At 45.2% G+C, this 16,896-nt stretch carries 16 protein-coding genes and 1 pseudogene; 4 read left to right on the top strand and 13 right to left on the bottom strand.

Features of this window, described 5'->3' with window-relative positions; translation table 11 throughout:
• Position 1: 1 nt before the first annotated feature.
• The 5 genes from D5281_RS18495 to D5281_RS18475 all read right to left on the bottom strand — a co-directional run bounded on the left by D5281_RS18495 (position 2) and on the right by D5281_RS18475 (position 3,529).
• Positions 2-694, bottom strand: coding sequence for a response regulator transcription factor (locus D5281_RS18495; protein WP_160561559.1), 693 nt, complete (start codon positions 692-694; stop codon positions 2-4).
• Between the two features lie 266 nt (positions 695-960).
• On the bottom strand, positions 961-1,257 hold the full coding sequence (locus D5281_RS18490; RefSeq protein ID WP_160561558.1) for a hypothetical protein: 297 nt from the start codon (positions 1,255-1,257) through the stop codon (positions 961-963).
• A 7-nt stretch (positions 1,258-1,264) separates the two neighbouring features.
• Positions 1,265-2,029, bottom strand: a complete 765-nt coding sequence (locus D5281_RS18485) for an ABC transporter permease (protein WP_160561557.1) — start codon at positions 2,027-2,029, stop codon at positions 1,265-1,267.
• Positions 2,030-2,042: 13 nt separating this feature from the next.
• Positions 2,043-2,768, bottom strand: a complete 726-nt coding sequence (locus D5281_RS18480; RefSeq protein WP_160561556.1) for an ABC transporter permease — start codon at positions 2,766-2,768, stop codon at positions 2,043-2,045.
• Positions 2,765-3,529 (bottom strand): ABC transporter ATP-binding protein, encoded by a 765-nt coding sequence (locus tag D5281_RS18475; RefSeq protein ID WP_160561555.1) that lies wholly within the window; start codon positions 3,527-3,529, stop codon positions 2,765-2,767. Before D5281_RS18475 ends, D5281_RS18480 begins: the two co-directional genes overlap by 4 nt.
• Before the next feature lie 145 nt (positions 3,530-3,674).
• Between D5281_RS18475 and D5281_RS18470 the strand changes: the two genes are divergently transcribed.
• Positions 3,675-4,376 (top strand): response regulator transcription factor, encoded by a 702-nt coding sequence (locus tag D5281_RS18470; protein WP_160561554.1) that lies wholly within the window; start codon positions 3,675-3,677, stop codon positions 4,374-4,376.
• A gap of 4 nt (positions 4,377-4,380) precedes the next feature.
• Positions 4,381-5,745, top strand: a complete 1,365-nt coding sequence (locus tag D5281_RS18465; protein WP_160561553.1) for a sensor histidine kinase — start codon at positions 4,381-4,383, stop codon at positions 5,743-5,745.
• 166 nt (positions 5,746-5,911) lie between these two features.
• Here D5281_RS18465 and D5281_RS18460 read toward each other — a convergent pair whose 3' ends face one another.
• Positions 5,912-6,193, bottom strand: coding sequence for a hypothetical protein (locus D5281_RS18460; protein ID WP_160561552.1), 282 nt, complete (start codon positions 6,191-6,193; stop codon positions 5,912-5,914).
• Between the two features lie 124 nt (positions 6,194-6,317).
• Between D5281_RS18460 and D5281_RS18455 the strand changes: the two genes are divergently transcribed.
• Positions 6,318-6,569 (top strand): helix-turn-helix domain-containing protein, encoded by a 252-nt coding sequence (locus D5281_RS18455; RefSeq protein ID WP_160237370.1) that lies wholly within the window; start codon positions 6,318-6,320, stop codon positions 6,567-6,569.
• Positions 6,570-7,005: 436 nt separating this feature from the next.
• Here the strand turns inward: D5281_RS18455 and D5281_RS18450 are convergent, their stop codons facing one another.
• Together D5281_RS18450 and D5281_RS25905 are read right to left on the bottom strand one after the other, a co-directional pair.
• Complete coding sequence (locus tag D5281_RS18450) at positions 7,006-7,599, bottom strand: helix-turn-helix domain-containing protein (protein WP_160561551.1); 594 nt, start codon at positions 7,597-7,599, stop codon at positions 7,006-7,008.
• A gap of 151 nt (positions 7,600-7,750) precedes the next feature.
• Positions 7,751-8,188 carry a hypothetical protein gene (locus tag D5281_RS25905; protein ID WP_277935451.1) on the bottom strand — a complete coding sequence of 146 codons (438 nt, stop codon included), beginning with the start codon at positions 8,186-8,188 and terminating at the stop codon, positions 7,751-7,753.
• Positions 8,189-8,509: 321 nt separating this feature from the next.
• On the opposite strand from D5281_RS25905, the gene D5281_RS18440 reads away from it, so the two are divergent.
• A complete protein-coding gene (locus D5281_RS18440; protein ID WP_160561550.1) occupies positions 8,510-9,175 on the top strand; it encodes a hypothetical protein in 666 nt (221 codons plus the stop codon).
• Between the two features lie 108 nt (positions 9,176-9,283).
• On the opposite strand, the gene D5281_RS18435 is transcribed toward D5281_RS18440, so the two are convergent.
• The 5 genes and pseudogenes from D5281_RS18435 to D5281_RS18415 form a co-directional block, all read right to left on the bottom strand.
• Positions 9,284-9,490, bottom strand: a complete 207-nt coding sequence (locus tag D5281_RS18435; RefSeq protein WP_160561549.1) for a transposon-transfer assisting family protein — start codon at positions 9,488-9,490, stop codon at positions 9,284-9,286.
• A 4-nt stretch (positions 9,491-9,494) separates the two neighbouring features.
• Positions 9,495-13,076 carry a YodL domain-containing protein gene (locus D5281_RS27215; protein ID WP_160561548.1) on the bottom strand — a complete coding sequence of 1,194 codons (3,582 nt, stop codon included), beginning with the start codon at positions 13,074-13,076 and terminating at the stop codon, positions 9,495-9,497.
• Between the two features lie 138 nt (positions 13,077-13,214).
• Positions 13,215-14,147 (bottom strand): hypothetical protein, encoded by a 933-nt coding sequence (locus tag D5281_RS18425; protein WP_330585143.1) that lies wholly within the window; start codon positions 14,145-14,147, stop codon positions 13,215-13,217.
• Positions 14,148-14,307: 160 nt separating this feature from the next.
• A pseudogene (locus D5281_RS18420) lies at positions 14,308-16,209 on the bottom strand (DUF3849 domain-containing protein); the annotation flags it as partial.
• 80 nt (positions 16,210-16,289) lie between these two features.
• The coding region (locus D5281_RS18415) for an HNH endonuclease (protein WP_330585141.1) at positions 16,290-16,896 on the bottom strand (607 nt) is incomplete at its 5' end.

Raw genomic sequence — 16,896 nt, 5'->3', positions numbered from 1 at the left:
CTCAACAAATAACATTCCATTTATATCCCATGCGTCTGATGTTGAGAAGCATTTGCGGCTCACTGGGATTGTCCTCGATTTTGATACGCAGCCTGCGGATATAAACCGTCAATGTATTACTGTCTACATAATTTCCATTTCCGTCACCGTCCCATAGCTGCTGTAAAATCTGGTCTTTGGAGAGTATCACATTGGGATTTTGCATAAACAGGCAAAGCAATTTATATTCTGCCGCTGTTAAGTCTATAAGTTCCCCGTTTTTATATGCCTGTCCTTGCAGCAACAGGACTTTGATATTATTTGAATGAAGCTCTGTATTAGCGGAGCCAAAATCATTTGCCCGGCGAAGCAGGGCATTGATCCGTGACATTAGCACACTAACCTTAAATGGTTTCGTTATATAGTCGTCACCTCCCATATCCAAACCCATAATCACATTGATCTCCTCGTCCGATACGGTTAGAAATATGATTGGCACTTTTGATGTCTGCCGGACTTTTCGGCAGATTTCAAAGCCGGAACCGTCAGGAAGAGAAACGTCCAGAATCAGTAAATCATACTTTCCCGCTGTCCAGGCGGCATCAGCTTCTTTTATCGTGCGCGCGACATCCAATGCAAAGCCCGCCTTTTGAAATGCGAATGTCAGTCCGTTGATTAGGCTTAGATCATCTTGCAGCAATAATATTTTACTCATTTTTCTTCCTTTCCCGTTTTTCTGTGTCCTTTGGTATCAGCCATAACCGACTGAATTTTGCTGCCACGATCTTCTTAAAGTATTCGCACAAAAGCTAACATTGCAATCTTAATGTCATTATGCGAATTAGTGAACTGTTTACTTAACAATCTTATCATAGATTAGTCTAAACAAAAACCTCCCTTTACCGACATACAGATTTTTCCCCCGAAATACGAGTGTTTCGTCATTGCCGCATCTTATATTTGAAACACTACTAAATCTTCCTATTGCATAAAAGTCAAAAATAATGCCAAAACTACCATGCCCATCATCAACAGACACCAAAAAGCACTGAAAACTGTTGATGCAATATTCACAGGGCTGCGGCTTTCATCACTCCTGACACAGATGCCAGAGAGGATCAAGCCTGCCACGGCGCTGGCAACATTGACACCAGCCCAGACCGTGCTTACCCCTTCAGACAATGTAATTTTTAAAAACACAGGAACAAGTGTTGCCAGTGGGAGGACGCTCACAATCAGCGCCACTATACTTAAAGTTTTCAGTTTTTTATTTTCCATAACCGTTTTACCTCATTTCCTTTTTTCCAAATTGTATAACAGCTATCATAAGTGCCAACACAAAGACCAATACCGCAACCGGCATGAACGGAAACAGTGAAAATGTCCGTATGTTATCTCCAACTGTAAAATCATGCAGCGAACAGGATACCAGATAGCCGCTGTAACAGTATGGGTAGGCAATCCAGACGGGCGTATTGGAAACCAGCACACCAGGAATAACAAGAAGCAGGTTCAGTCCTACAGACAAAAGCGGCTTTTCAAACAGGACAGTAACTGCCCACATGGTACCCGCACATGGCAGCATTGTCAGGAACAGGCCGACGCACCATTTCACCAGATAAAAGACAGGTAATGTTTCCGTCACACCCATTGTGCCTGTGGCAACTGTCCCGGCAATCACGAACACCACAAGGAACACGACCATCTCCATAAACAGATAAAATGCCAGCACACAGAATTTTGCCATACAGAGCGCATATCGGCTGACTGGCAAAGCAAGCATTTTTAAGATGCCGTTATTCCCTGTTTCTCTCCCTGCAATCATCACGCAGACCACGATCATGGAGAACGGCAGGAGGTAGTAAGAATAAACCAGTGCGCTTTGAATGAACATAGCAGGCCATGCGTTTGTGTATTCTGGTGTAAAATACCGGCTTAAATTTGCAACCCCGGAGGAAACTACCAACAGCGGGGCAACAAAAATCAACGGTATGATCTTTGATCTCTTTACTTTCATAAATTCAATTCTTAGAAGTTCCCAAAAACTCATATAAAATCCCTCCTTATTCATAACGCAGGTTCTTTGCCATCCATAGCCCTATGCCGAGGAAAAGCAACGATGCAACCACAGCAGCTATGGCAACTGTTATATCCGGCTTTGCACTCATAGCAACCGCAGGCCTTAGCATAATAACAAAAGGATGAATCAGCATCAGATTAAGATTTACATTTGCCAATGCCATGCTGCTCAAAAAACCGGCAACGCCAATGCCCAGCGGTATCCACATATTTTCAAAACGCGATGAAACCAAAACCATAAATGACAAGACAGGCATTGAGGTAATGAACGAATAACCTGCAAATTTAATCAGGGTTCCCATTTCAAATTCCCCTTGCGGCAGGTCTGTCATACCAATCTGCACAAGTGCCAGATTTTGTAATGCTACCGCCACAAAAAGCATTGCCGATAAAATCAGGAACTTACAAAGGTACATTCCCGGTACACTTATGGGGAGCATATACATTTTTTTGACAGCGTTCCCTTTAAATTCCATGTTATAGACCATGCAGGCGGCAACGACAATCCCGAACATATTCAGAACCACGATCATGCCATAAAGTTGTGTCAGCAGGACATCCATAGGCGGAAGCGGCATTGTCAGCAAAGTATCTTTCCTGACAATAAAATTCGCAAACGCATATAATGCCCCTAAGATACCAACTGCAAGCAGAACAGAAACCACACCCATCCGTTTTTCTTTCCGAAGCTCGATCATAAACGTCCTCATAACTTTGCCCTCTGCTTTCTGTCTGCATTATCCTTATCCACCATGGAAAGGAATACATCCTCCAGATTATTTGCGGCAAAGCCGGTTCTCACTGCCGTCTGCCTGAGTTCATCAAGACTTCCCTCAAACAGGAGCCGCCCATGGTTGAGGATTCCAATATCATCAGCTATCAGCTCAATTTCTGACAGCATGTGGGATGAGATCAGAATCGTACAGTCATAAAGACCAGGCAATGACTTCACCAAATCCCGGATCTCATGGATTCCGGAAGGGTCAAGACCGTTGGTAGGCTCATCCAAAATCAGGATAGGCGGTCTCCCAAGAAGCGCCCCTGCAAGCCCTAAACGCTGTTTCATCCCAAGAGAATATTTCTTTGCCAGTCTGTTGCCAAATTCTGTAAGCCCTACCAGTTCCAAAGCGTCCTCCACGCTATCCTTCGGAAGTCCCAGAATACGATGTATCACATCCAGATTTTCCCTACCTGTAAGGTTTGCATAAAAGGAAGGGGATTCAATAAAAGAACCAATCTCCTTCAAAATCTCCAGCCTGTCTTCGGGAAAATGTTTCCCGTCAATGAAAAAATTTCCCTTTGTCGGCTCTGTCAGCCCAAGCAGCATTTTCATGGTAGTGGACTTTCCCGCCCCATTCGGGCCAAGAAAGCCATAAATGCTGCCCTTACGGATATGGAGGGAAACATTGTTGACTGAAACAAAATTTTTGTACTTTTTTGTTAGGTGTTCTGTTGTTATCATGTAATCCATATGTGACATCTCCTTTCAACAATTCCATGATACACCCCCAACCTGACTTTAACTTTCCCGTGTCCTTACTTTTACCTTACTTTTTTGGGGATTCGTACTTTTAGCAAACGGAATATGGTATACTATGCACGGAGGAAATCACATTATGGATCATTCATTTTTATTTACCAAAAAAATACTGTTGGTAGATGACGAGCCGGAGCTTCTTGAACTGGTGTCTGTCATCTTAAAGGAAGAAGGATTTGAAAATATCATTACTGCCTCATCCGTATCGGAAGGAATAGATGCCGCCAAAACCGAAAAGCCTGACCTTGCAGTTCTGGATGTCATGCTGCCTGACGGAGACGGTTTCTTTCTGATGCAACAGATACGGGACTTTTCGGATATGCCAGTCATATTCCTGACAGCCAAAGATGAAGCCGCAGATAAACTGGCCGGGCTGGGGCTGGGTGCAGACGATTACATCGCAAAGCCGTTCCTGCCGGAAGAACTCCTGCTGCGTGTCCATGCTGTCCTGCGCCGCTGCTATAAAACAGATGCCCCGGTGGTAAAACTGGCATGTTGCCTGATTGATTTTGAACGTGCGGAGGTGAACAGAGGCGGTGAAACCATACCGCTCACCGCTATGGAATACACCCTGCTTGAAACCCTCGCAAAAAGCGCAGGGAAAATAGTTACCCTGGATACGCTATGCGAAGTTCTCTGGGGAGACAATCCTTTTGGGTATGAAAACAGCCTGAATGCCCATATCCGCCGCATCCGTGAAAAAATAGAATCCGACCCGTCAAAGCCTGTTTCACTGGTCACTATTAAAGGGCTGGGATATAAACTGAATACAAGGAAGTGATACCATGAAATCATTTAGCAGATATATTTCAAAATATTTTGTTTCTTTTTCTATCCTGATCATCGGGCTGGTGTTCTTCAACCTGCTTGCATTTATCTGGACATTCCACCTTATTGTATTAAATGATTATGGCAGTTCCTCTCCACAAAATATGATAGCAGATGTAAACGCCGCATCCAGATCAGACGGTATCAGCGATGAAATGGCGGACAAACTCCGCTCCTGCAGCATTTGGGCTATGTTTCTGGACAGCACCGGTCGCTGCCTTTGGTCTGTGGAACTTCCCACAGATATTCCTATAGACTATTCCGTACAGGACGTGGCAGCATTTACAAAGGGCTATCTCTGTGATTACCCTGTATTTATCAGATGCAGGGAAGACGGCCTTCTGGTACTTGGTTACCCCAAAGGAAGCTATTTCAAGATTACCGGAAACTACTACCCCATGAATACTGTAAAAATAATTCCCATTTTTTCCTGCGCAATGCTGGTCATTGACCTGACAGCACTGTTTCTTGCCTACTATTTTTCACGCAAAAAAATCATATGTTTCACAGAACCCATTATTTCTGCCATTGCATCACTTTCAGAAGGAAAACCGGTATCGCTTTCCATATCAGGGGACTTGTCTGAAGTAGCCGACAGTATAAACAGGGCATCCCGAATCCTGAGCCGACAGAATCAGGCCCGTGCCAACTGGATCAGCGGTGTCTCCCATGACATCCGCACCCCACTGTCCATGATCATGGGTTATTCTGGAAGGATAGCAGGTGATACCGCTGCAAATGACAGAATCAGGACACAGGCAGAAACCATAAAACATCAAGGCATGAAGATAAAAGATCTGGTGCAGGACTTAAATCTGGTATCCCAATTGGAATATGATATGCAGCCTGTCCATAAGGAACCCGTGCGTCTGTCCAAACTGCTACGCTCTTATACAGCAGAACTGCTAAGCACGGAAATTTCCGAGAATTATCCAGTTGAAATCCATATTCCCCCTTCCGCCGAGACGGTCACCCTAGACTGTGATGCCCGCTTGATTTCACGGGCAATAGGCAATTTGATTCAGAACAGCATCCGTCACAATCCGGAGGGCTGCAGCATTGTCCTTGGCTTGAATTGCGAGGCTGACACCATCTGCTTGTCCATATCGGATAATGGTGTTGGCATGTCCGCTGAAAAAATGAAAGAGTTAAAGGAAAGACCGCATTACATGGAAAGTACTGATGATAGACTGGATCTGAGACATGGCCTTGGACTTATTCTTGTCCGCCAGATTGTAGATGTCCATCGGGGAACTATGCAGATTGAGAGTAAAGAGCAAAAAGGCTACAAGGTCTCTTTAATCTTTTCTAAATCTAAATAGTATAGAAGGACAAAGCTCTTAGTTCCATTCCGTAAAAAGTGCATGATAGTTGGCACTCTGTATTCAAGGACTGCCGTCATAAGCAAACTCATGTTTTCCCCGAAAGACAGATAAAAGACCGGGAAAGGTACTTGACAGATCTTCCCCGATCCTTTACAGCCACATATCAAATAGCAATTCCTGCTTCACGCCTGCCATACTCATACATTTTCATTGAAACCAGTCTAGTAATCCTCTCCATGCCGTTTAGAATGGTTTCCACATCACTATCCTCGTCCTCTCCCAACCGTTCACACAGATTCCGCCCTGCCTGATATACACCTTCATACAAAAGGCAGCACTCTTTGCCCTCGGCAAATTCATCTTCAATGACAGCTCCTTCCAGAAGAGAAGGCATCCCATCCGTTAAAAATCCATTCACCTTATCATAAATTAGTTCTTTTTGCATATCGCATCCTCCTTTTGTCTCACTTTTACAACCGTTTTTAATATGTAATGCCATTAAAATCAATAGTAGTGGTGCAAAAAGTGAGACAAACTTCTCGACACTTTTCGACAGATTGGAGGATACTATGCCAAAACCAAAGACTATATCAGGTGAAAAGAACTTGATCAGCAGCCGCCTTATTGAGTTAAGGAAACAACAGAATCTTTCCCAGCGTGACCTTGCCCATAAGCTACAGCTTGCCGGATATGATATGGATAAGAACGTAATTACTCGCATTGAAACCAACAAGCGGTACGTCACAGATATTGAACTGCGGGCTTTATCGGAAGTGCTAGGTGTCAGTTATGCGTTTTTGATTGACGGAGAAGATAAATAGCAAAAGGCGGGCGGCTAACACACTCTCTAAATATGCTAATTTTACATAAAAAAAAGGACATGGAAAACTTTACTTCCATATCCTTTTCTACTTTATCGGCTTATTGTAACTGCTGGCTTTTCTCTATCAATCTGCTCTTTTGTTAAAGATACACCTAGATTCACGAATGGCTCTAACAATCTTGCATACATCATCAAACCTCTGTGGAATCCTTACCGCTCCTGCGCTTCTTAACTATTGCAACTACCAAAGTTATTATACCTATAAAAAATACTAATGAACCAATCGAGGAAATTGTGTCCATAATCAGTTGGCTATCCATATACTTATCTCTTGCCTTTCCTTGTTATAAGATATTTGTAACAGCTTTATTTGTTTTGCCATGCTTTTCATTTATAATACCACCATTACACTCATATTTCTATGACATCATTGCTTAATTTGGAACAGAGCTTATTCCCAAAGCTCCAACTAAGAAGAACAATCCCATAATAATAATGAGAAAAAACAGTAAAGCCAATGCCATTACGACAGTTTGTCCGTAGGATTTACCCATAGCTTTTCGCCATATTGCATTGCCCAGTAATGCAATAAGCCCCAATACGCAAAACAATGGGAAAACGACACCGACACTCGTGAAAATAAGAGTATCTAATTGCCATTGCATACTGTCAAAAAACAGAAGCATAATTACTATTACTGCTGTAATTCCTAAAATGAAAAGTGCATTTCTACGCTCCTGCTTACGCTGTAGTTTTGCGACACTTATAGTATCAGCAATAATTCCCGTTGCTTCTTCTTTTGTTACCTCGTTTGACACAATTCGTTCAGATTTCATAAGCTCCAGAACGCTTATTTCTAAAGCTGAAGCCAATGGTTCGATTGTGTTAATATCCGGAAAACCGATTCCCCGCTCCCAACGACTGACAGCTTTATCGGTGACATTCAATTTTATAGCCAAATCTGCCTGTGTCATATTTTTCCCTTTACGACATTCAGCTATAAATGCACCAAATATTTTTGCGTCCATATGCACACCTCCTCATCACCAACATACATCTTAGATCTCGTTTTTTCAATCGACGCTTCGTTTAGTAAGGAATAATGGCACTCTACACTCTATTTATCTTTCAAAAAATACTTCTTTAGTTTGCTATTATACGCAACATCCTTCCTCCCCCTTACCAATCATCATCCTCCGTGTAAGGCGATATCCCCATTTCTTCCCATGTAACTCCATAAGGCGCACCACCAGAAGTATATCCTGCTATATAATAAAAAGTCTCATCCTGATCCTCATGAAATACCGGAATATCTTTCTGCATTCTTTTCTGCTCACGGAGCCTTTTCCTTTTTGCCTTTTTAGCTCTCTGTATATCCTGATAGGCTTTTACTGCCGCCTTTTCTCTATCAATCTGCTCTTTTGTTAAAGATACGCCTAACATCTGCAACTCTTCAACAGCTTTCATACGGTCTACGGCAAATTTTTTCCTATACGCCTTTATGATATCCCCACCATAAGGTGTACCGTCATATTCTGACACCCACTTTTCTGCTTTTGCTTTTCGTTCTGCAAATTTCATGGCTTTCTTAGCCGCCTTGCCTTTTCCCCTTTTCATAACAGATAATTCCTTCCCAATTAAAATTACATCATTTTTACTATTTATTGCTGTATTCCATTATAACACAGACAAGCAAAACACAGATACGCTAAATTAGCAGAACTGGAAGCAACACAAAAAACAGGCTTTCCCCTTCCGTTTCCAGCTTGCGCTACTTTGTAAACGAAATTTCTCTGAATTTCTTTCCTATATTCATTGACACTGAACCACACCGCCGTTACAATGAACAGCAAAGTAAAGTACATATATAACTGTGAATGATAAAAAACATCTGGCAGTGCAGATTTATCTGTCCAGATGATAGAAGGAGATTATGTCATGAACTATTTCACCTGTGACGCATGCCATTACATATTCCAGTCCGATGATATGCCTTCTTCCTGCCCGTCCTGTAGTGCATCCTCAATCATTGCACAGAACAGTACCAGCAAAAAATTCAAAATTCCTGCTGTCCGCCCTTCCACCGAAACAGAAATAGCGCAGAGCAGGCTGGCTGACACAAAGGAATCATCTAAGAAAACATTCCTTGGGCGTGTGAAAAATCTCGCCGATTACACCCTTACCGATGACGAATATCACACAGCCCTGATGCTCCTATTCTATTTCAAATCTGCTCCGGAAGATTTTACTTCCATGTATTTGAATGATCTTCTTTATGGGAGAAACTCCTTTATCGAAAACAAGATAGTAGAAACATCCGCAAGAAATTTATATCTCCAAGCACAGAAGCATTTTACGTCAGAACTTGGCAGGGAACGGCGGGAGACAGGATGCAATGATGCCGGGGAAGTCGCAGCCTATACAGAAAAAGGTTCCGCCGCAAGCCTGCTCCTGCTATTCCGCCAGGACGGAACTGACCAGATTCTCGGAAAAACCCCAAACCTTACAAACATCCGCAATGTAAAGTTTGACCAGGTTGTCCAAGAACCCGGCGAGGACTATATCCGCTTTCTGGTGGATTGGTACAACTCCGTCAGGCAATAGATCAGATTTTTATTACATACTCGTCTCTGCGCTGAGAAAATTTTTCCCTCAAACAAAAACAGGCTTTCCTTCCCACACGCTAAATGGAAAGGTAGCCTGTTTTCATTTTTATTCTGCTTCTATCAATTCAAGCTGTTCAAATTCTTCATCTGTCATGTTCCGCAGCTTTCCGATTATCCTGTTGGATAGTTCCGCCATATCCGTATCATCAAGGTACGGCAAGGCTCTTTCAATATCCTCTATGACCTCGCCCCTGCTCTCTCCTGCATATATACAGATTAAATTTACTTCTTCCACAGTGAAATTATGTTCCATGCTCTTACATCTCCCTCTGACTATTTTTTGCATTTTCCTGTGCGTCATGGTCTTTCCCCTGGCCGGAAACAAGCGCCTTTTTCTCCGCAAGGCGGGCTTTTAAGGAAGTCCTTGCCGCAGGGCGCTCCTGCTCCCTTTTGTTTTCTTCCTTCTTCGCCTTTTCTCCGGCACCGTTATTCAGCACATTATCGACCATATTATAATTCTGTTCTTCCATTTCCTCCACTTTAGTAAGGGGCTTGTACTCTGTCAGTTTTTTGAGAATCTCCATAGCCCTCTTTTGTTCCGGTTCTGTTCCCTCTGAAAGCACATCGACAAGCCACAGCGCAAGGTCATGGGTATCCCTCTGGTTTAAGGCCTCCGCAATCTCTGATACATTCTCCGTCATGTTCTGGGAATTGTCACGGTAAAGGGCGGTATCATAATCATATATAAAACGGTCAATCTCTACCGCCAGCCTTTCTGCAGGTGTCAGATCAGGCATACGCTTCTCCCATACCTTTGCTTCAAATTCCTCGCCCATGCGTCCGTCTATTTCCATTTCCGGCAGTTTCGCCACAAGCTCCGCAATCACTTCCATTGCCTGGGGATTACCCTTAATGTCAGAGATATACTCCAAAATATCCAGGTCAATCCGTTTCCCGGTCAAAATGTCAATCCCCACATCCTCAAACGCCTCCGTTCCCGGTTTATGGATATTGACGCCGATTGCAGGGATACCGTTCATGCGCTCCGGCGGTATCTGTTTCCAGATTGCGACAGCTTCCTCTACCGTAGGGATATTCTCATAAAACTCGCCTAAATTGTGGAACTCGCCGCACTCCGCAACCGTCAGCGTCACTTCCGGTTCTGTCTGCTTCACTTCCGGTTCCGCCTGTTCCGGGAACAGGCTTTCTTTCGTTTCTTTTTGGTTTTCCTCTCTGGAAATGCCGGCAGCCAGGTCTCTCTCCCTCGCTTCACGCATCCCCTCCAGATAGTCCTCTACCAGCGGAAGATATGTTTCAAGGCTCCCCGTCCTCTGTGCCGTGATCGGGTTAATATCCACCTTTATACCGCCGATAGAAAGCCCGTTTTCATTAAGCATATCAAACAGCACATCTTCTCGCTCATTCGTGGAAAGCTCCACTGCCACATCAAGGTCAGAGCCTTCCTGCTCCAATCCCCGGCAGCGACTCCCCACTACTGCCACATCCACAATCACAGCATCCATGCCGGATTCCTCTAACTGCGCCTGCACATGGTATTTTACAGTTTCTTCTATCTCTGCCGGGTTCATCTCGCTGATCTCATGGAACAGCTCATTTGTCTTTGCCTTGAAATCTGCCACCACACTGCTCTGCGGCGCAATCGCTTTTGCCGCTTCCACCTTCTCCATCAATCCATCATAATCAATCGGTATCCGCTCGTCACCGTCACGGATATTTCCCCTTGCGCCATTGTCAAAAGGAATGATTCTCAAATCTTCCATGATTTCATCAAACGCTTCCCGGATACTGACATCAGGATTGTCATATACGCTCTCGTACAGCTCCTTATAATCTAAATCCATAACAGAATAGGCATAACCGCCCTCTGTTTCCTGTACGCTGATGTAACGGTCTGCGATCTGAAAGGCAAGCTCTGTTTCTGCCTGTTCCGGCTTCAAATCATTCTGCTTTTCAGATTGATTGACATCGTGTCCAGAAGTTTCCTGCCCGCTCTCTAAAGACTGCTTCATTTGGGCAAGGACTTTATCCTTTTCATCTCCAAGGTCAATGATCTCGTCACCCTCGTCCAAATCTTCCAGTTCTGGTATCTCGACAGACTTCTCCTGCCCGCTCTGCTCTGTCTGCGGTTCTGATTTCTCCACTTCTGTCTGCTCTGCCTGCTCCGGCTCTGATTGTTCCATAACTGTCTGTTCGGCTTCCGACTTTTGGACATCATGTCCAGAAGTTTCCTTTTTTTCTTCCGGTTCCGCCTTTTGGGTATCCTGCTCTTTTACACCCTCTAATGCTCTCATAAAATCAGGAAGTTTTGTAAATCCGTAAGAATCTACAAAGTGTGCGCTGTTCTCCCCGTCCTCATGCAGCACTACAATGTCACTGACGGAAAGGGAATGTCCTCTGTAATCTGCCGGGTGGTCTATGTTGAATTTCTCATAAATCGCATTCAGCTTCTCCCTTTGCGACTGTCCATGTATATCCGAAAGCTCCCCTGCATAGACAAGGTTATAGTTTCCCGGCTGGATTTCCCTGAAATCGTCAGAAAGGATACCTCTTTTCAAAAGCTCTGCTGTGCCCGCAAAATGAAAATCTCGAAGCCCTGAATCATCCTTTAACTGGTAAATGCCATATTTATCGGTATCCCCATGCAGAAGCTGTGCTTCCCTGTCTGCCCTGTTTTTCTCTATCGCCGCTTTTACGTCGATGATCTCATTGGTATCCGTATTGTACCGCACATCAAGGTGGTACTCCCTAACTTCCCTCGTCTGCTCATTGGCAGCCTCCGTAGTCCATGCGCCCCTGCTCTCCAGATATGCGGCAACGCTCAGCCTGTCATCCTCGTTCATGGCAGAGAGTGCTTCCACAACTTCCTCCGCATCCATTCCTCGGACGCTTAAAAGGCTGTACTCGGAAAGGTCACTGTTCTGTATCAGCAAAAGGCTCTCCTTTTCCTGCTCCTGCATCATTTCCCGGTCATGTTGTATTTCTATAAGTTGTTCCTCAATGCCCGTGAGCAGCTCCGATGCAGTCCTGCGGATCGTGTCAAGGGAAGATTTCAGCTCCTTCATATCCCTTCCGCTGCTCCATCCGACAATATACCCGAAAGAATATTCTGATGTGTCTATGCCGAAGTGCTGGCACACCGTATAAGCGATGCTCTCCGCTTCCACCTCTTTGGTGTTCCTGTCCTTTACCGGGGCAAGGATATCCCCTTTATTGACTTCTTTATTGTGCAGCATGGAATGGGCTGTTTCATGCACCATTGTCTTTAAGGTCTGGCTCTCGCTCATGCCCTCCTGTACCGCAATCCGGTTTTCTGTCGGGCTGAAATATCCCTTTGAATCGCCGGGAATGTCCTCAAAACCGATTGGGGCAGGCGCAGCGTAAGTGATTGCCTTGATAAAGTCCTCATACCCCTCCACCATGGATAAAGGCTCCTTTGCTTCCAGTTCCGGGATTGGCTCCCCGTCCGTCTGCGATACATCAAACACGGACACGGCGCGAAAGGCGGATATTTTTATCTCTACTTCCTCCCTCTGCGGCATACCGTCCTGATCGAGCATGACTTCCCCGGTCACAGGGTCTAATTTATCCCGTTCCTCCTTAATCTTATAAGGGGCAGGGGCAAGGATACGGATTCCTTTCTCCCCTTTGTTTACATGGCGGTTGAAATTTTTCTGCCATGCCTGATATCCAGCCACTAAACTGGCGTCAGGACGTTGTAAGGCTATCAGGAGCGTGTTATTGAAGCTGTAATTATGAAATTTTGACATGGTGGAGAGGTAGCTTCTGTATTTTTCGCTCTCAAAAAGTTCTTTTAAGCCTTCCTCCAGCTTGTCAGTGATCTCTTTTACTTTCTGCTTTTCTGTTTTTGCATCTGCCATATTTTCAATCCTTTCTCTGCAATAAAAAAAGACAATCCAATTTGACTGTCTTTCTCCCTGAAAACAGAAAAAGCAGCGAACTGTTTTTTGCAAAACTAAGTTCACTGCTTCACTGTATCTGTTATTAAGTTACTTTGATTATGCCAGCACAGGCTCTCTCTTTTTGATAACAGCCTCTACTTCTTCAATCGTCTTTTTTACAATCTCTGCAATCTGAACGGAAGAATATCCCTTCTCGTGCATAGTCATAATCACTTCTGCTAAAGTATTATCCCTAATTCCCTGTGACAAATTACACATGGCGCTCACGTCCTCTCTTATTCTATCGTCTACCGCAATGCTGTACTCTTTTTCCATGATTCCTAATTTTTCATCAACAGAAAGCTCCATTGACAACAGTGTACTCAGCAGACGGTGCATCTCATATTTATCATCATGCTCCGGAAGTTCATCTGCTATACCAATCAGGACAATATTCAGCAGGTCAAGCCCGCCTTTCCACGGATAAGCTCCAAGCAAATCATCCTTTACCAGATGCACATAAGCCATACTGTTCTCATCCATGTTCATACACACCCAAATGGAAAAAACACGTTTAATGTCGTTATAGTTTATCCCCACAAAATCCCGTTCCTTCTGTGAGGAAACAAGGCGGCTTACATAGAAAACTGCCCGGTTCAGGATATGGTAGCTCGTCGGTTCATCCTTTTGAGCTTCTACATTTACAATTACCTGTGAGATCCCGTCTTTCATGCGTACATAAAAGATAATGTCAAACCGGATCAGCCCTTCATGGATCTCCGCATTTTCCGTATTCAGCCCGACAATCCGCTGCCCGTTTTTTTCTTTTTCGATATTGGTCAGCCCCGGCTCTACCGGAACCACGCTGATGAAAGGCTCTCCCTCAATGCAGGATACCGCATCGTTCGGGTTCATACCCTTAAATTCATCAATGGTCTTTACCAGTATATGCGCCAGGATGATCTTATTTCCCAACAGCCGTTTTGCCTTCTCGTCATATTGGGCATCTTCGTCTGCCGCACTCACCGCATTCTTTATTTCTGTGTCCACAGCCATAAACCTCCTTTTGTGTATTGATAGGAAATGCAAAAGCCATTCCCCAAAGGTATATGACCTCAAAGCCATTATACCCTGAAATTCCTGCTAAATCAATCGGAACTTTTCAGAAAGCCAGGCCCGGCATAGCTGAATTTTATTGATTATTGAATCGTTATAGCGTTTCCTCCTTTCCCTTTGCTTTTGCAATCTCCGGTCTGCCGGCACCAGCCGCCCGCACTTTGAACGCTTCCAGTTTTTCTTTTAATGATGTCCTCTGTGCGGGCTTATCCGCCATTGCCGCCGCAGGTTGGAACCTCTGCGGACTTCCATACCCCGCCGCAGGCTTCTGGACATCATGTCCAGAAGTTTCCTGTCCTTCCTTTTCTTCTTCCAGCGCATCGTCCATGCCGAGAGCGTCACCGCCCTTTTCGTCCATGTTGAGCAGGGCATTTAAGGCGGCAAGGCGCTCCAGCTTCTCCGCAAGCTCCTCTTCCTGTGCAAACGGTTTTGTGACCTCTGTCTTTGCGGTTTCAAGCTGCCGCTCCACCGTTTCCAGTTTGGTCTGCGCTTCCGCAAGCTGTTTCGGCATGGATTCCAGTGCGTGGTTGATACGGGCAATGTTGCCCAGCGGGTCAGAGCCGACTTCAAGGTTATGGGAAAGCTGCCCTTTTAAGTTCATCACAAATTTGTGGTTGAACGAATCAAAGGATACCGCCATCTTAAACCCGGCATATTCCCCGACCGTGGCAGGCGCATTGACGGTTTTCATCTCTTTGCACATCTCCACCAGTGCAGTTCCGGCTTCTTTTTTGTCCGCATAAACCTTATCCCCGACTTTCATGACAAACTGCTCCTTGTCTGCCGGGAGATTCCCTTTTGCTGTCTGAATGTCCGCCGCCATGCCGCTGATCCGCTCTTTCAGTGTGGCTATCTGCTGTGGGTAACGCTTTAGGATATCGTCCTCAAGCCTGTATTTCTGGCTTGCGTGGTTCCCTTTCATCAGCTTCAGCTTTGACACCTGGATATCGAGATCCATCTTCTCCTTAATATAGGGATTGCCCGTTGCAAGTGCTTTTACTTCCGCATAGCTGAGCGCCGCCTCGTCCACGTCCTCACAGCTCCGCACCGGGGATTTGCTGGTCATGATCTGGCTGATGAATTTCTGCTTGTTTTCGATCACCTGCCAGGAATAGCTGTCGAATGTGCCTTCCGTCACATACCGGAAAATCTTCACTTTTGGGTTGAGATTGCCCTGGCGCAGAATACGGCCTTCCTGCTGTTCAATGTCAGACGGGCGCCACGGCACATCGAGATGATGCAGGGCAATCAATCTGTCCTGCACATTGGTTCCTGCGCCCATTTTCTGCGTGGAACCCAATAAAAAACGAACCTGTCCGCTCCTTACTTTGCCAAACAGCTCCGCTTTCCTTAATTCTGTATTCGCTTCATGTATAAACGAGATTTCCTCTGGCGGCACTCCTTTCTCCACCAGTTTGTTTCTTATGTCCTCATAGACATTGAATGTGCCATCCCCTTTCGGTGTCGAAAGATCGCAAAAAATTAGCTGCGTGGACTTCTGTTCCTTTGTCTGCTCCCATATCTCAAATGCTTTTTCAACGCACGTTGCCGCTTTGGAAGTGTCACTGTCCGGCAGCACATCATTGATAAGGCGCTGGTCTAAAGCCAGTTTCCTCCCGTCGTTGGTAATTTTCAGCATATTGTCCTGATACGGCTCCACAAGCCTGTTCCGTACCGCTTCGGCTCTGTCGGCAAGTGAGGAAACCATGTCCTGCTGGTACTCGCTGGGCTTTAACACCACATTTTCATATTCCGCCTCCGGCACAGGGAGATTCAGCATATCCGGTGTCTGAATGTCGGCGCTCTCTTTGAACAGGGAAATAAGCTCCGGCAGGTTGAAGAACTTCGCAAACCTTGTCTTTGCCCGGTATCCCGTTCCCTCCGGGGCTAATTCTATCGCTGTCTGCGTTTCCCCGAATGAAGATGCCCAACTGTCAAAATGCCCAAGCCCAAGTTTCTGTAACGTGCTGTACTGGAGATAACGCATATTGGTATGAGGTAAGCACCACATGGGTACTCCCTCCCGAACCGTGCAGGCACCTCTCGATGCACACGGCTCTCCGTACTGTTATCATTTTACGACTTCATCGAATTGTGAATTTCTGCATGGCAGGACGGGCAAACGGCCAAGGTCTTGCGATGCCGTTTGCGCATAAGGATTTCCCACTCGTATTGCCCTGTAAGGTCTTTCAGCCGCTTTACTTGGTGCATGACTAAACCGCCGCACTCCGCACCGCACAGTTCGCACTGCTTAGAGCGCAAGCGGGTGGCCAGACTGTTGGGCTTGCTGTATTTTTTGTAGATGTCCAGAATATCCACCTGCCCCAACTGCGGCTTATCCTGTTTACGGAAGCCGCTGTGGTAATAAATTGCTTCTTTGGGGCCTGCCTTAGTTGTATACGGCACCGTGAACTCGCCGTTTTTGACATATCTCTCCTTGATTTTCCTGACCTGACAGCGGTACTTGGAGCCAAAGGTTTTCAGCATGCTGTACTTCATCAGGCTTGAGAAGTGATTCAAGGTGGACACATTTCCAGCTAACGAGTAGTAGTTGTACAGTCCTCGGACTTCCGCATTATAGCGGCTGAGGATTTCAATGTCCGTCCTATTCATGTTAATAACTTCATGAGCTGTCACAGATTCAATCTTATCCGCTGTCACAAATCTGCTCATTTTCCTGTCA

This window comes from Parablautia muri (assembly GCF_009917485.1).
In the GTDB taxonomy this organism is placed as follows: Bacteria; Bacillota; Clostridia; order Lachnospirales; family Lachnospiraceae; genus Suilimivivens; species Suilimivivens muri.
The sequence above is the reverse complement of the archived record's forward strand: the minus strand, read 5'-3'. Positions and strand labels throughout refer to the sequence as shown.

Excerpts from the sequence above, each read along its gene's own strand:
- D5281_RS18495 (WP_160561559.1), bottom strand. The coding sequence starts at position 694 with ATGAGTAAAATATTATTGCTGCAAGATGATCTAAGCCTAATCAACGGA.
- D5281_RS18490 (WP_160561558.1), bottom strand. The coding sequence starts at position 1,257 with ATGGAAAATAAAAAACTGAAAACTTTAAGTATAGTGGCGCTGATTGTG.
- D5281_RS18485 (WP_160561557.1), bottom strand. The coding sequence starts at position 2,029 with ATGAGTTTTTGGGAACTTCTAAGAATTGAATTTATGAAAGTAAAGAGA.
- D5281_RS18480 (WP_160561556.1), bottom strand. The coding sequence starts at position 2,768 with ATGAGGACGTTTATGATCGAGCTTCGGAAAGAAAAACGGATGGGTGTG.
- D5281_RS18475 (WP_160561555.1), bottom strand. The coding sequence starts at position 3,529 with ATGGATTACATGATAACAACAGAACACCTAACAAAAAAGTACAAAAAT.
- D5281_RS18470 (WP_160561554.1), top strand. The coding sequence starts at position 3,675 with ATGGATCATTCATTTTTATTTACCAAAAAAATACTGTTGGTAGATGAC.
- D5281_RS18465 (WP_160561553.1), top strand. The coding sequence starts at position 4,381 with ATGAAATCATTTAGCAGATATATTTCAAAATATTTTGTTTCTTTTTCT.
- D5281_RS18460 (WP_160561552.1), bottom strand. The coding sequence starts at position 6,193 with ATGCAAAAAGAACTAATTTATGATAAGGTGAATGGATTTTTAACGGAT.
- D5281_RS18455 (WP_160237370.1), top strand. The coding sequence starts at position 6,318 with ATGCCAAAACCAAAGACTATATCAGGTGAAAAGAACTTGATCAGCAGC.
- D5281_RS18450 (WP_160561551.1), bottom strand. The coding sequence starts at position 7,599 with ATGGACGCAAAAATATTTGGTGCATTTATAGCTGAATGTCGTAAAGGG.
- D5281_RS25905 (WP_277935451.1), bottom strand. The coding sequence starts at position 8,188 with ATGAAAAGGGGAAAAGGCAAGGCGGCTAAGAAAGCCATGAAATTTGCA.
- D5281_RS18440 (WP_160561550.1), top strand. The coding sequence starts at position 8,510 with ATGAACTATTTCACCTGTGACGCATGCCATTACATATTCCAGTCCGAT.
- D5281_RS18435 (WP_160561549.1), bottom strand. The coding sequence starts at position 9,490 with ATGGAACATAATTTCACTGTGGAAGAAGTAAATTTAATCTGTATATAT.
- D5281_RS27215 (WP_160561548.1), bottom strand. The coding sequence starts at position 13,076 with ATGGCAGATGCAAAAACAGAAAAGCAGAAAGTAAAAGAGATCACTGAC.